General features: G+C 74.1%; 9 protein-coding genes. 3 read left to right on the top strand and 6 right to left on the bottom strand.

Going from position 1 to position 13651, the window contains the following annotated elements; genetic code table 11:
* Positions 1-221 precede the first annotated feature (221 nt).
* The 5 genes from iscX to ACSNOH_RS27600 form a co-directional block, all read right to left on the bottom strand.
* Entirely contained in the window at positions 222-416 is a 195-nt protein-coding gene (gene iscX, locus ACSNOH_RS27580; RefSeq protein WP_436724140.1) for a Fe-S cluster assembly protein IscX, read from the bottom strand.
* On the bottom strand, positions 403-1692 hold the full coding sequence (locus tag ACSNOH_RS27585; protein ID WP_436724141.1) for an MFS transporter: 1290 nt from the start codon (positions 1690-1692) through the stop codon (positions 403-405). The genes iscX and ACSNOH_RS27585 overlap by 14 nt, the downstream gene beginning before the upstream one ends.
* Positions 1689-4262: a class III lanthionine synthetase LanKC gene (gene lanKC / locus ACSNOH_RS27590; RefSeq protein WP_436724142.1), complete on the bottom strand. Its 2574-nt coding sequence runs from the start codon at positions 4260-4262 to the stop codon at positions 1689-1691. The genes ACSNOH_RS27585 and lanKC (ACSNOH_RS27590) overlap by 4 nt, the downstream gene beginning before the upstream one ends.
* Before the next feature lie 433 nt (positions 4263-4695).
* Complete coding sequence (gene lanKC, locus ACSNOH_RS27595; protein ID WP_436724148.1) at positions 4696-7329, bottom strand: class III lanthionine synthetase LanKC; 2634 nt, start codon at positions 7327-7329, stop codon at positions 4696-4698.
* Between the two features lie 151 nt (positions 7330-7480).
* Positions 7481-8575, bottom strand: a complete 1095-nt coding sequence (locus ACSNOH_RS27600) for a radical SAM protein (RefSeq protein ID WP_436724143.1) — start codon at positions 8573-8575, stop codon at positions 7481-7483.
* Between the two features lie 458 nt (positions 8576-9033).
* Here ACSNOH_RS27600 and ACSNOH_RS27605 point away from each other — a divergent pair, with 458 nt between their 5' ends.
* The 3 genes from ACSNOH_RS27605 (at position 9034) to ACSNOH_RS27615 (ending at position 12761) form a co-directional block, all read left to right on the top strand.
* Positions 9034-10899 (top strand): sensor histidine kinase, encoded by a 1866-nt coding sequence (locus ACSNOH_RS27605; protein ID WP_436724144.1) that lies wholly within the window; start codon positions 9034-9036, stop codon positions 10897-10899.
* On the top strand, positions 10892-11569 hold the full coding sequence (locus ACSNOH_RS27610) for a LuxR C-terminal-related transcriptional regulator (protein WP_436724145.1): 678 nt from the start codon (positions 10892-10894) through the stop codon (positions 11567-11569). Before ACSNOH_RS27605 ends, ACSNOH_RS27610 begins: the two co-directional genes overlap by 8 nt.
* Before the next feature lie 103 nt (positions 11570-11672).
* The gene (locus tag ACSNOH_RS27615; RefSeq protein WP_436724146.1) at positions 11673-12761 is read left to right on the top strand and encodes a M4 family metallopeptidase; all 1089 of its coding nucleotides are present in this window, start codon (positions 11673-11675) and stop codon (positions 12759-12761) included.
* Positions 12762-12811: 50 nt separating this feature from the next.
* On the opposite strand, the gene dhaK is transcribed toward ACSNOH_RS27615, so the two are convergent.
* A partial coding sequence (dhaK, locus tag ACSNOH_RS27620; RefSeq protein ID WP_436724147.1) for a dihydroxyacetone kinase subunit DhaK occupies positions 12812-13651 on the bottom strand: 840 nt, incomplete at its 5' end.

Below are 13651 nucleotides of genomic sequence, written 5' to 3' on the forward strand. Positions count from 1 at the left end.
GTCCGATCCCTCGCCGGGCCGCGGCCCGGCGAGGGATCGGACATCCCAGGGCGGACTGCCCGTTGGTGCAGGAGTGAATCGAGAGGATGGTGCCAGCTATCAGTAGAAGTTGACAGGTGCGCGACAAGAATCTGGCGCGGAGTTTTCCGACGATGTCCTGTTCGAAGCTGTCGGTGCCTCCGGGACCGGAGGTAGGCCGGAGGCACCGGCTCCGCGGAGCGTCATTCCTTTCTGTCGCTCCAGGCGAGTTGTATGGACTCCAGGATGCGTACGTTGTAGCGGGCCGGGTCGTCGCTGAAGTCGCGCAGCCCGATCACCAGGTCGCGGACCTCGGGGAATTCGACGGTGAGCGGCGCGCGGTCCGGGTGCTTCGCGGCGAGTTGTGCCGCAATCTGCTGGATGTCAGTCCATTGCATGCGCCCGAGTGTGACCTACACCGTTCGAACGGTCCAGAGATCCGGCGGAGGCGAACGCGTCCTTGCGAGGCGACGCGGCGGCCAGCAGGGCCAGGACCGCCCCGAAGCACAAGAACAGGATCCAGCCCGGCAGTTCACCGAGGAACAGCCCGGTCAGCGACGAGCCGAGCGGGGGAGTGGCCATGAAGAGCAGCCCGATCGCGCTGTTCGTCCTTCCCTGCAGGTGTGCCGGCGTGCGCAGCAGCCGGGCGACCGTCAGCACGGACGCGGCGACCGCCACGGCCAGTGCGCAGCCCGCCAGCAGCACGGCGAGCACCAGCGCGCTCGCGGTGAGGGCCATCCCGGTGACGAGCAGCGTGCACACCACGCCGGTCACGAGCAGCACCTGGGACGGGGGGAGGAGCCTGCCCGCGCGCGGGGCGAGGACCACCCCGGTCATCGCCCCCACCGCCGACAGCGCGGTGAGCATCCCGACCGAGCCGCCCGACGCTCCCTCGCGGGCACTGGTCACCACGATCGCCAGGTACACCCCGTCGAAGACGAAGTTCTGCGCCGAGGCGATCAGGGTCAGCCTGCGCAGCACGCGTTCGCCCCACAGGAAGGCGATCCCCGTGGTGAACGACCGCCACCAGCCCTCGCGCGTCGTCCCGTCAGGCGGCCGCATGGGCGTACGCAGCGCGCAGACGCAGGCGGCGGAGACCGCGTAGGAGGCGCTGTCCAGCCAGAACGGCCAGCTCGGCGACGCCTCGAACAGCACGCCCCCGATCACCGGCCCGAGGAGGTACGCGAGCTGGCCGCGCACCTGGTTGACGGCGAGTGCGGTGGCCAGCCTGCTCTCCGGCACGACGTCCCGGACCGCCGGCAGCACCGCCGCGTTGAACGGCGCCGTCAGGAAGCCCAGGACGACGCCCGCGGCCAGCAGCACCGGCAGCGGCGAGACCCCGGTGAGGACCACGGCCGCCAGGGCCGCGCTCGCCACCGCCCGGCCGGTCTCGCAGGCCAGCAGGACCGTGCGGCGGGCGAAGCGGTCGGCGACCGGGCCCGCCGGAAGGCACGCCAGCGCCAGCGCGCCCGTCCAGACGGCTTCCACCAGCCCCACGTGCAGGGGCGAGCGGGTGACCTGCAGGACGAGCAGGGGGAGCGCGACGGCCGAGGCGCCCGAGCCGAGCATGGACAGGCCCTGCCCGGCGCACAGCAGCTGGAAGTCCCGGTTGCGGCGGAGGCTGCCGGGCGGGGCGGGGCGCCTGCGGGGCCGGGGCGTCACGGCAGCGCTCACGGCGCGGGCGGCGGCGAGGACGGAGCGAGGAAGGGCAGCGGCGCGTGCGGCATCCCGGCCGGGCCGCCGGCGAGCGCGGTGTGCACCGCCAGCAGCACGCCCGCACTGCCGGTCGCGAGGTCCATGGACAGCCGCAGCAGCCCGTCCATCGCGAAGGCCCGCCGGCCCTTGAACCGTACGCAGTGGAGGCCCAGGCCCCGCAGGTGTGCAGCCCGTGCGGGGCCCGGGCCGGCCAGGTGGGCGAGGCTGTACAGCAGCCCCGCGTGTCCGTCCAGGAGTCCGGGGGAGAGCAGGAGTTCGGTGCCCAGGCTGTCGCGCATCCGGTCGCGCAGCAGCGCGAAGTGGGCGTCCTCGCGCTGCTGCACGTACGCGTCGAGGGCGAGGGCGATCCCGGCGCTGCCGCGGTCGAGCGCCGACAGCCACCGCTGCCCGTCCTTGACGTGGAGCTGTCCCTCGCGGGGCGCTCCGCAGCGTCCGAGGTCCCGGGCCAGCGCGGTCTGCGCGTGCCGCAGCCAGGAGGCCTCGCCCGTCGCCGCGTGCAGATGCGTGAAGAGCAGCGCCGGACCCGACCAGCCGTGCGTGAGCCCCACCGCGTCCGCCTTGCCCGCGAGCCGCTCCGTACCGGCGAGGGCGTCCGCCAGCCGGCCGGCGAGGCGGGCGGCCGCGTCCGCGTCACCGAAGTGCAGCCGGGCCAGGCCGATGCCCGCCAGCCCGCCGAACAGCCCCGCGCCGCAGCCCCGCAGGTCGATGCCGTCCAGCCGGGCGAGCGCCTCGCGCGCCTCCTCGGGACGCCCGAGTTCGTCCAGCACGTACGCGATGCCGGCGAGTCCGTCGTACAGGCCGGGGCGCGGCCACGGCGTCCGCTCTGTGGCTTTCACCAGCCAGGCGACGTGGTCGCCGAACGCGTCGTAGCCCGCGCGCCCGGTGACGTACAGGGCGTGCAGCACACCGGCCGCGCCGAAGGCCAGGGAGGCGCCCTGCTGGTCGAACTGCCGTACGTCACCGGGGAACAGCCGGTCCGGCCGCTCGGGCGTCGCGCTCAGCAGGATCCCCTCGCAGAGGGAGTCCAGCGCGGCCCGCCCGTCGGCCGCGCACTCCTCCGGCCAGCGCGAGCCGTCCGGCGGGTCCTCGGCGCAGGACAGGCCCGGCGGCGGGGCGAGGTCCGTGCGCAGGCGCGCGGCGTAGCCGGCCGGCAGCGGGAACCGCCGCTCGGCCCAGTCGGTCAGCTGCGCATGCTTGCCGCGGTCGAAGCGCAGGAGCGGCGTCAGCGGGCAGAACAGCGCGAGGGCCACGGCGGCGAGGGCGTACGCGTCGGCGGCGCGGCCCGAGCGGGCCCACGCGGCGGTGAAGCCCGGCGTGCCCAGCGCGGGCCGGGACGCCCCCGCCCCCTCCTCTTCGTCGTCGGCCTCGCAGAACGCGGTCTCGAAGTCGACCAGGCACACGCCGCCACCGGGGCGCACGATGACGTTGCCCGGCTGCAGGTCGCCGAAGACGACGCCCCGCTGGTGCAGTTCGGCCACGGCCTTCTCGATCCGTTCCAGGACCTCGCAGGCCCAGCGCGCGTACGCGGCGACCTCGTCCTCGCCGGGGTCGTGCCGGAAGAGCGGGTGGCGCCGCCCGACCGCCTCCTGCAGGGACTCGCCCTCGATCAGCTCCTCGACGAGGAAGTGGTGCTCCCAGTGGCGCGTTCGCGCGTACACCCGGGGCACGCAGCCCAGGCCCGCCAGCCGCTGCAGCACCGCGTGCTCGCGCTCCAGCCGGGCGACGGCGTCCGCGCCGCTGTCGTCCAGGCCGGCGTGCGGCCGGGCCTCCCGGAGCACGACCCGCCGGCCGGATTCCTTCTCCGTCGCCCGGTACACGCCGCCGCCGTTCGAGAAGTGCAGGGCCTTCTCCACGCGGTAGGGGAAGCCGCCGGGCGTGCCCGGCGCGGCCGCGCGGATGCGGGCGGCGATGAAGGCGGGCACCTGCGCCCACGGCGGCACCCGGAAGGAGGTGCCCCTCGCGTCGGGCACGAGAGCGCCGCCCGGCTCCTCGACCGCCGGCACGTACTCGCCCTCGGGCGAGAAGCAGTACGCCATGGCGAAGCCGCCGTAGCGCACGTACAGCGGACCGCCGTCCCAGCGCAGGTCGCTCAGGATGTACGGGCCCGGCACGCCGCGCAGCAGCGCCGACAGCTCCGTCAGGGTCCGCTCCAGCTCCCGCTCGTCCGCGGGGTAGACGGTGACCAGCTTCCCGCCCGCCGAGCGCGGCCCCTGCTTGCTGTCGACCTGCCGGTGAACGGCCGGGCTGCGCAGGAACTTGAAGGAGATGCCGCGTGCGGTGCAGTAGTCCCACACCGTGTCGACCACGTACCCGGCCCGGTCGGCCGTCGCGGACGCGTGGACCTTCCAGCCCTGCCGCGGCAGGGCGGCGTCCGGGCGGTGGAAGCCGACCCAGCCGCCGCGCTCGGAGCGCAGCCAGCCCGGAGGCGGCGGCCCGGCCGCGCGCGCGAAGCGCACGGCGGCGTCGTCGATGCGGTCGAGCGTGTCCACGAAGCAGGGGTCCGCGGCGAGATGACCCTGAGCAAGCATGCGACCTTCTCCTCCTCCGTCGCGCGGCGTCCTGGTCAGGCGTCCTGATGAGGTGTTTGATGAGGCGTCCTCATCCGAGGCCTTGCCGGCCTTCCCGGCCTGCGGGCCTTCCCGGCCTGCCGGCCGCGGGCAGCCCACGGCCGGCAGTTCGTACGGTGAGTGAGCGCTGCTGTCAGCGGTGCGTCAGGCGACGCCGCGGGCGCTCTCGTAGCTGTTGGCGCAGGGCCACACGGAGGGGGTCTCCTCCTCCAGCTCCTGCAGCTCCAGGATCTCCGACATGCTCGTCACCTCCTCCCGCCGGTGTCTGCGGCACGGCCGGCATGCGCAGGCCGTCAGGCCATGCCGAGCGTGCTGTGCGAGCTGTTGGCGCAGGGCCACAGGGCCGGGGTCTCCTCCTCCAGCTCCTGCAGGTCCAGGATCTCCGCCATCCGAATCACCTCCGCTCTTCGGCTCGTCGGTGCGGCGGCCGCGGATCGAGGTAGGGCAGGACGGGACCGCCGCCCGCCGCGGCTCCTCCCTCGAACGCGGAACCCAGGGCGAGCAGCACGCCCGCGGACCCGGTGGCCAGGTCCGCCGACAGGCGCAGCATCCGGAAGCCCGGGAACGCCAGGTGCCCGCGGTAGGAGTGCGCGTACCAGGCCAGGCGGCGGACCTGGGTGCGGACGGCCGCACCGGGCCGGCCCCCGTGACCGTCCAGTGCGGCCAGCGTGGCGACCGCACCCGCCCGCCCGCGCAGCAGCCCGGCGTTGCGCACGTACAGTGCCCGGCACGTGTCCCGGACGGCCGCGAGCGTCGCCGCTTTGGCGCCGCCCGGCCGGTGCCGCAGCAGGCCCTGCAGCGGGAACGCGAGCCCGCTGCTCCCGCCGTGCAGGTACGGCAGGTGGTGCGTGCCGTCGAAGAGCGTGAGGGCGCCGTCCTTCCCGGTGGTGCACCGGTCGATGTCGTACCCCAGCGCGCGGTCGGCGAGATCCAGCCAGCGGGCCGCGCCGGTCTCCTCGTACAGGTGCAGGAAGAGCAGGGCGATGCCGGCGGCCCCGTGCAGCAGGCCGTACGGCGGCGGAACGCCGGGCCGGGCGGTGAGCGGGCCGGCGGTGACGAGTGCGGCGAGCTCCCCGGCGGTGCGCAGCGCGGCCTCGTGGAGCGCCGCGTCCCCGGTGACCCGCGCGAACCTCAGCAGGTTCAGGGCGATGCCCGCCTTGCCGCCGGCCAGGTCCGGGCGGATCACGCGGGCGTCGGCGGGGCGGCTGCGGGCGAGGACGTCCAGGGCCTCGTCCCGGCGTCCCAGCAGGTCGAGGACGAGCGCGACGCCGTGCAGCCCGTCGTACAGGCCGGGCCGAGGATCGGCGTCGCGCTCCGCGGCGGCCACCAGCCAGGCGGTGTACTCGTCCGGCACGCCGGCCCCCACCCGGTGCAGGGCGTAGAGGACTCCGGCCGCGCCGTAGCCGAACGCGTGGCCGCCGAGGGAGTCCGGGCCGGTGGGGGTGGCGGGGAACAGCCGGTCCGTGCGCTCCGGGGTGGCCATGGCGTGGATGCCGGCGACCAGGGAGTCCCGGACGGCGGGCCAGTCGAAGTCGTCCGCGGCGAGCAGCGCGGCGTGGTCCTCTTCCTGGCGGTCCTCTTCCTGTCCGCCGGTGTGCGGCGGCGGGTGGTGCAGGTGCGCGAGCAGCCTGCCGCCGAAGCCCGCCGGCAGCGGGTACAGCTCCTCGGCGGCCCCGGCGAGGACGCGCAGGGTGGCCGGACTGCGGTGCGGAACCGGCAGCAGCAGCCACAGGCGCAGCGCTTCGAGCAGGTACGCGGTCGCGTCCGCGCCCCGGAGGCCGGGCGGCGCCGTGAAGCCCTCCTCGCCCAGCGCCGGCACACGGTCGTCCTCCAGGTCCGTGGCCGACCCGAGGGCGGTCAGCACGACGCGCCCGTCGGGGCGCAGGAGCACGTCCCTCGGGTTGAGCTCCCCGAGGCGCAGGCCCCGGGCGTGGAGCTCGCGCAGCGCGCCCGCGATCCGGGCCACGACGGCCAGGGCCCGGTCGGCGTACGCTGCGGCCTCCTCGGCCGCCCGCCTCTCGGACGTCAGCGGGAAGGCGGCGGCCGCCGCTTCGGCGAGGCTGCGGCCCTCGGCGTGCTCCAGGGCGAGGAAGTGGTGCCCGGCCCGCACGTGGTGGCCGAGGACGCGGGGCACGCAGTCCAGCCCGGCCAGCCGGCGGAGGGCCGCGCGCTCGCGGCCCAGGCGCGTGACCGCGTCGTCGCCGCGCGGGTCGAGGCCGGCGTGGGGGCGGGCCTCGCGCAGGAGGACGGGGGTGCCGGTGGCACGGTCCTCGGCCACGTAGGTGCCGCCGCCGGTGGTGACGTGCAGCGCCCGCCGCACGCGGTAGGGGAGCGGCTCCTCCGGCACGGCGTGGAGCGCCTCCAGGTCCGGGCGCAGGAACTCCGGCAGGGCGATCCAGTCCGGGCAGCGGAAGACCGGGCGGCGGTTCTCGGGGACGAGCGTGCCGTCGGGGCGCTCCAGCGCGGGCACCAGGCGGGGCTCGTCGCCGGCACCGTACGCGGCGGCCTCCGCGGGACACCGCAGCGCCCCGGAGGAGCCGTACCGCACGTACAGCGGGCCGCCGCGGTGGCGCAGCCCGCCCGGGACGTACGGGCCCGGAAGCGCGTCCAGCAGCGCGCCCAGCCCGGTGAGCGTCTCCGCGAGCGCCGCCTCGTCCGCCGGGTGAAGCGTCATCAGGTCACCGCTCGTGAGCCGGTCGGCGCGGTCGTCGGCCAGCGCGCGGGCGGCGTCCGGGCTGCGGACGACGCCGAAGGGAATGCCGCGCAGGAGGCAGAAGCCCCGGACGATCTCCGCCGCGCGCGGCACGTACGGCAGCGCCACGGACACGTGGACCAGCCAGCCCTGGGCGGGCGGGCGCACTGCCCGCGGCCGCAGCTCCACCCACCAGCCGCGGTCCGTGCGCTCCCAGCCCGCCGGCGGTTCGCGGAGGACGGCGGAAAGCCTTCCGGAGGCGTCGGGGAGCCGCTCGGGGAATTCGAAGAAGTCCGGGTCCGCCCGGTGGAAACGGTCGTAGTCCTTCAGCTGCATCACGGCGGGCCCCTCCTTTCGACGTCGGCAAAGGCCTTCGGAAACCTTCGGAAAACCTGCAAAGCTTTCAGAAGCCTTCTGCAGTTGTTGGAAGCCGTTGGAATCTTCCGAGTTCCCCGGGGTTTCCCGGGCCGGTGGAATTTTCGGGATCTCAGCCGGCCACCGGGTCGGCCGCCCCGGCGAATTCCGGGGGATTCGTACGGACCGAGCGCCGCCCGATCCTCAGCACGTCCTCCGGGGAGGCGAAGCGCAGGTCCATGCGCCGGACGGCCTCCGCCCAGCTCTGCATGGAGCGCACGGAGGACAGGGTCTCGATGACGAACGGGTCGTTCAGCCGCTCCAGGGTGCGCTGCCACAGCAGCGCCGCGGGTTCCTCCAGCAGGCTGCCGACCGTTCCCTCGTAGACGGGGATTCCGCGCACCCTGCCGTCGGGCTCCACCTGCATCACCTGTGTGTCGATGCGGCGCGCCACCCGCTCGGGGTTCATCACGAGGTTGAAGTTGTCGGTGGTGAAGACGGATACGGACGGGGGAGCGAGCTCGCGCAGCCGGGCCAGCAGCCCGGCGCTGGTCAGGTGCTCCACCCGGGCGTCGTCGAGGAGTTCGCGGCGGCAGAATTCCGGGCGGCTGGCGAGGCCTTCGGGAACGGCGGAATTGAAGGCGAGGGTGTTCAGCCGGGGAAAGCGGTGCGCGATGTCGGCGGCGAAGTCCTCCAGCTGCCCGTAATTGCTGCGGATGACGACGCAGTCGATGCCGAAGCGCAGCCGCCCGCGGCCGGCGTCCATCCGCTCGGCGGCCACCGCGTCCAGCAGGGACAGCGCGGCCATCACGCGGCCGAAGGAGCCGGCCCGGCCCCGGATGCGGTCGTGCACCTCGGGTGTCGCCCCGTCGAGGCTGACGATGACCTCGTCGAAGTGGTCCGCGAGCCGCTCCGCGAGGGACCGGCTCATCACCCAGCCGCTGGTGTTGACGGACGTCCGCACCCCGGCGTCGCGCAGCCGCGCCGCCACCTCGAACAGGCCCCGGACCACGAGCGGTTCGCCGCCGGACAGGGCGACGACCCGCGGCCCCAGGGAGATCAGGGCGTCGGCCACCCGCAGCATGTCCGCCGGGCCGAGCTGCCGGGACGGGCGCCGTCCCGACTCCGAGTAGCAGTGCGAGCAGCGCAGGGGACAGGCGTACGTGGTGTCCCAGACGATCACTTCCGGGCCGGACGAAGGGCCCGGGAGGCCGGGGGAAGGACTCATGGCAGCCGCCGTTCCGTTTCTCGGGTATTCCGCGGACGAACCCGTCGATTCCGCGGACGGACGCTGTTCGAATTCCCTGACGCGATGCCACGAGTCTGCTGTCCGGCGCGTTTCCGGGGCACCCGGCCGTCCCCCGATTCGTATGGAGGCTCTCCACCGGGGGTTCTCCGCCATGTGCGGCGGTGGATTCCCTCTCTGGACGGTCGTGGCGGAAGCCCGCGACAATGTCCCTTATGGCAGCGGCCAGAAACCGGGGGATGCGGATCGTCGCGGTGTGCGGCGGGGTGTGCATGGTCTGGGCCACGCTCATCGGCACCACCCAGTTGCAGAACCGCTATACGCTGCCGTGGATCCTGGGGTCCGTTCTCCCGTGCTATTTCGCCGGTTTGTTCACATGGTGGCACGCACCGACAAGCCCGGTCGCAAAGCGACTTCTGCTGATCGGTACCTGCCTCTCGGTGACCATTGCGATCCGCTACACCAGCACCCTGCTGATCCGCGCCTTCGGCTGGAACCTCCGCCCGGCGCCCCAGGCCCTGCACCTGCCCGCCGACTACGGCCTCCAGATCGTCAGCCAGATAGGCGACCTGACCGTCGGCGTCCTGATGGTCCGCCTGCTCGCCCTGCTGCCCGACGGCAGGTACGCCTTCCCCCACGAGCGCCGCCTCCTCGGCGCCCTGTGGGCGCTGCCGGCCCTGCCCGTCCTGCTGCCGCTGACCGGCATGAGCCGGCTTACCGTCCACTACGTCGTCTTCTACTACCCCGAGGCGTGGCTGCCCGGCCTCGGCGGGCTCCTCCTCGTGCTGCGCTGCCTGCGCGCGCACGCGGCCGGCCGCCGCGACATCGCCGCCCTGCTGCCCTTCGCCGTCCCCGGCGCGGCCCTCCTCCTGGCCCGGGCCGCCTCCCGGCTCTTCCGCACCTGGCAGGGCGAGCAGGGCATCCTCTACTTCGTCGGCGCGCTCCTGGGCGCCCTGCCGTACGTCGCGGTCTCCCTCGTCATCGTCTACGCCGCCTTCCGCCACCGGCTCCTCGGCGTCGACCTCGTCATCCGCCGCACGGCCGTCTACGGCTCCCTGTGGATCATCATCAACAGCTGGTACCTCGGCATGGCGCTGACCCTCGGGCTCACCGCCGGCCAGTACCTCCCGGTCGGCCTGTCGCTGCTCGTCGCCGTCGTCGCCACGGCCCTCTTCCAGCCGCTGCGCGCCCGGCTCAACGCCCTCGCCGAGCGCCGCGTCTTCGGTAAGCGCCTCAGCAGGTTCGAGCTCCTCGTCCAGTTCGGCACCACCCTGGAGCACGCCTACGACCTCGACCGGCTCGCGCCCCGGCTCGCGACCGGCCTGCAGGAGGGCCTGGGCCTGCAGTGGGTGCGCGTCCGGCTCGGCGGCGACGGCCTGCCCGTCTCCGTGGGCGAGGCCGGTGCCCGGCCCGCCGGCGCCGGCGGGGCGCCCTGCGCGCCCGTCGGCGAATTCCCCCTCCTCTACGGTGAGGACGTGCTGGGCCTCATCGAGTACGGCCCGAAGACCGAGGGCCGCTGCACCCCCGAGGACCACGACATCGGCGAGACCCTGGCCCGCTCGGCCGCCCTCGCCGTGCACAACGTCCGCCTCGCCGCCGAGCTCTGCGCCCGCGTGGAGGAGGTACAGCGCCAGGCCGCCGAGCTCGACGCCTCCCGCGCCCGCATCGTCCACGCCCAGGACACCGAGCGCCGCCGCATCGAGCGCCGCCTCCACGACGGCATCCAGCAGGAGCTGGTCGCCCTCGTCGCCAAGCTGGCCCTCGCCCGCAGCTGCCTGCGCCGCGGCGGCGACATCGACGCCGCCCTGACCGGCATGCAGGACGACGCGTACCGCGTCATCGACGAACTGCGCGAGCTCGCCCACGGCATCCACCCGCCGATCCTCACCGACCAGGGCCTCGTCGCCGCCGTAACCTCCTGCGCCCGCCGCATGCCCATCCCCGTCACCGTCCACAGCGAGGAGGCGCTCGGCGGGGTGCGGTTCGCGCTCGACGTCGAGGAGTCCGCCTTCTACCTGGTCTCCGAGGCGCTCACCAACGTGCTCAAGCACGCCGGCGCCACGCACGTCACCATCCGCATGGCCCGTTGCGAGGGCCGGCTCCTGGTGGAGGTCCGCGACGACGGCGCGGGGTTCCCCACCGAGACCACCCGCGGATCCGGTCTCACCGGCATGCGCGACCGCACCGAGGCGGTGGGCGGCGAGCTCACCGTCACCAGCGGCCCCGGCGAGGGCACCGTCATCCGCGCCCGGCTGCCGGAGCGGGTGCGGGAGGAGAAGCGAGTGAGGGAGGAGACCCGTGCCTGACCCCCTGCGCGTCGTCATCGCCGAGGACCACTACCTCGTGCGCGAGGGCACCCGCCGGCTGCTGGAGGACACCGGCGAGGCCGACGTCCTCGCGGCGGTGGGCACGGCCTGCGAACTCCTCGACGCCGTCGGCCGGCTGCGCCCCGACGTCGTCATCGCCGACATCCGCATGCCGCCCGGACACCACACCGAGGGCATCGCGGCCGCCCACTCCATCCGCGCCGCCCACCCCGGCATCGGCGTCGTCGTGCTCTCGCAGCACGCCAACGAGAACTACGCCTTCGACCTCTTCCGGCGCGGCACCGACGGCCTCGCCTACCTCCTCAAGGAGCGCATCGGCGAGGTCGACGAACTGCTGCGCGCCCTGCGCGAGGTGGCCGCCGGCCGCTCCGTCGTCGACCCGCGGATCGTGGAAGTGCTGATGGGCAGCCATGCCCGCGCTGCCGACGCGCCCCTGTCCCGGCTCACCCGCAGGGAGCTCGACGTCCTGCGGCACATGGCGGAGGGCAAGACCAACCGCGCCATCGCCGACTCCCTGAGCCTGTCCGAGTCGACCATCGAGAAGCACGTCAACTCCACCTTCGCCAAGCTCGGGCTCGCCGAAATACCGCAACTGCACCGGCGGGTGAGCGCCGTGCTCGCCTACCTGCGGCATGCGCCTGACGTATAAGGGGCGCGGGGAACTGCGCGACCAGCCACGGACGGCCCGCAGTCGAAGAGCACTGCTTGTCAAGCTCCTGACAAGAAGGCGCTCATGATGGCACGCTCGTTCCATGCTTCGCATGAGCGCCGCCCTCGCCGTGCCCGCCGCCGTCCTCCTCCTCGTAGGCCTGCAGTCCGGCCCCGCCGCTGCCGGCGCCCGCCCCGCCGGCGAGCCCGCCACCGGCAGGGGCTGCGGCGGCAGCACCGTCGGCGAGGTCACCCTCGACACCACGCACAACACCACCACGGGCCGCTACGAGCTCGACGACCCGCGGCGCGGCCACCACCGCACGTACGATCTGAACGGCGCCACCACCGGCAACGGCACCCTCTTCACTGACGCCGACAACGACTGGTGCGACGGCGGCCGGCAGACCGCCGGCGTCGCCGCCCACTACATCGCCTCCGTCGTCTGGGACTACTACCTGAACACCCACGGCCGCCGGGGCATCTACGGGGACGGCCGCGGATACTGCAGCCGCGTGCACTACGGCAACCATTACGTCTACGCCTTCTGGGACGCCACCACCGGCTGCATGACCTACGGCGACGGCGCCGACGGCAGCGGACGGACCATCGTCACCATCGAGGCCGGCGCCCACGAGATGACCCACGGCATCACCGCGGCCACCGCGGGCCTGGAGTACAGCGGCGAGGCGGGCGGCCTCAACGAGGCGACCAGCACGATCTTCGCCGCGGCCGCCGAGTTCTCCGCGCACAACCCCGCCGACCCCGGCGACTACCTCACCGGGGAGCGGACCGACGCGGGCGGCACCACCGCCCGCGGCTGGATGGACCGCCCCTCCCGCGACGGCGCCTCCAAGGACTACTGGTACCCGGGCATCGGCAACGCCGACGTCCACTACTCCAGCGGCCCCGCCAACCACTTCTTCTACCTCCTCGCCGAGGGCAGCGGCCCCAAGTACGTGAACGGCGTCTTCTACGACAGCCCCACCTACGACGGCAAGCCCGTCCAGGGCATCGGCCTCCCCGCCGCCGAGAAGATCTGGTACCGCGCCTTGACGCTCTACATGACCGCCCGCACGAACTACGCGGCAGCCCGCACCGCGACCCTGCGCGCGGCGGCGGACCTGTACGGCGCGGACAGCAGCCAGTACGCGGGGGTCGCGGCGGCGTGGGCAGCCGTCAACGTCAAGTAAAGGGTGAGGGTACGGGGGCGGCACGACGGCCGCCCCCGTACCCGAGTGGCCTAGCGGCCCCAGCGCAGACCCGGTGTCTGCACCGGGGCGTCCCACAGCCGCAGGATCTCCTCGTCCGCCCGGCACAGCGTCACCGAAGCGCCCGCCATGTCGAGCGAGGTGACGTAGTTGCCCACGAGCGTCCGGGCCACCGGCACGTCCCGCTCGCGCAGCACCCGGTGCACCTCGGCCGTGAACCCGTACAGCTCCAGCAGCGGCGTCGCGCCCGCGCCGTTCACCAGCGCCAGCACCGGGTCGCCGCCCGGCTGCAGGTCCGCCAGGATCGCGTCGACGGCGAAGTCCGCGATCTCGCCGGACGTCATCATCGCCCGCCGCTCCCGGCCCGGCTCGCCGTGGATCCCCACCCCCAGCTCCAGCTCCCCGGCGGGCAGGTCGAACGTCGGGCTGCCCTTGGCGGGCGTCGTGCACGCGGCGAGCGCCACGCCGAAGCTCCGGCACGCCTCGTTGACCCGGCGCGCAAGCGCCTCCACCCGCTCCAGCGGCGCCCCCTCCTCGGCCGCCGCGCCCGCGATCTTCTCCACGAACAGCGTGGCGCCCGTGCCGCGCCGTCCCGCCGTGAAGGTGCTGTCGGTCACGGCGACGTCATCGTTGACCAGCACGCTCGCCACCTGGATGCCCTCGTCCTCGGCGAGCTCCGCGGCCATGTTGAAGTTGAGGACGTCGCCCGTGTAGTTCTTCACGACGAACAGCACGCCCTTGCCGCTGTCCACGGCGGCCGCCGCACGCACCATCTGATCCGGCACGGGGGACGTGAACACCTCCCCGGGACACGCCGCGTCGAGCATCCCGTACCCCACGAACCCCCCGTGCAACGGCTCATGCCCCGACCC

This window comes from Streptomyces sp. URMC 127 (assembly GCF_051386535.1).
In the GTDB taxonomy this organism is placed as follows: domain Bacteria; phylum Actinomycetota; class Actinomycetes; order Streptomycetales; family Streptomycetaceae; genus Streptomyces.

Excerpts from the sequence above, each read along its gene's own strand:
- ACSNOH_RS27600 (WP_436724143.1), bottom strand. The coding sequence starts at position 8,575 with ATGAGTCCTTCCCCCGGCCTCCCGGGCCCTTCGTCCGGCCCGGAAGTG.
- lanKC (WP_436724142.1), bottom strand. The coding sequence starts at position 4,262 with ATGCTTGCTCAGGGTCATCTCGCCGCGGACCCCTGCTTCGTGGACACG.
- ACSNOH_RS27615 (WP_436724146.1), top strand. The coding sequence starts at position 11,673 with ATGCTTCGCATGAGCGCCGCCCTCGCCGTGCCCGCCGCCGTCCTCCTC.
- lanKC (WP_436724148.1), bottom strand. The coding sequence starts at position 7,329 with ATGCAGCTGAAGGACTACGACCGTTTCCACCGGGCGGACCCGGACTTC.
- iscX (WP_436724140.1), bottom strand. The coding sequence starts at position 416 with ATGCAATGGACTGACATCCAGCAGATTGCGGCACAACTCGCCGCGAAG.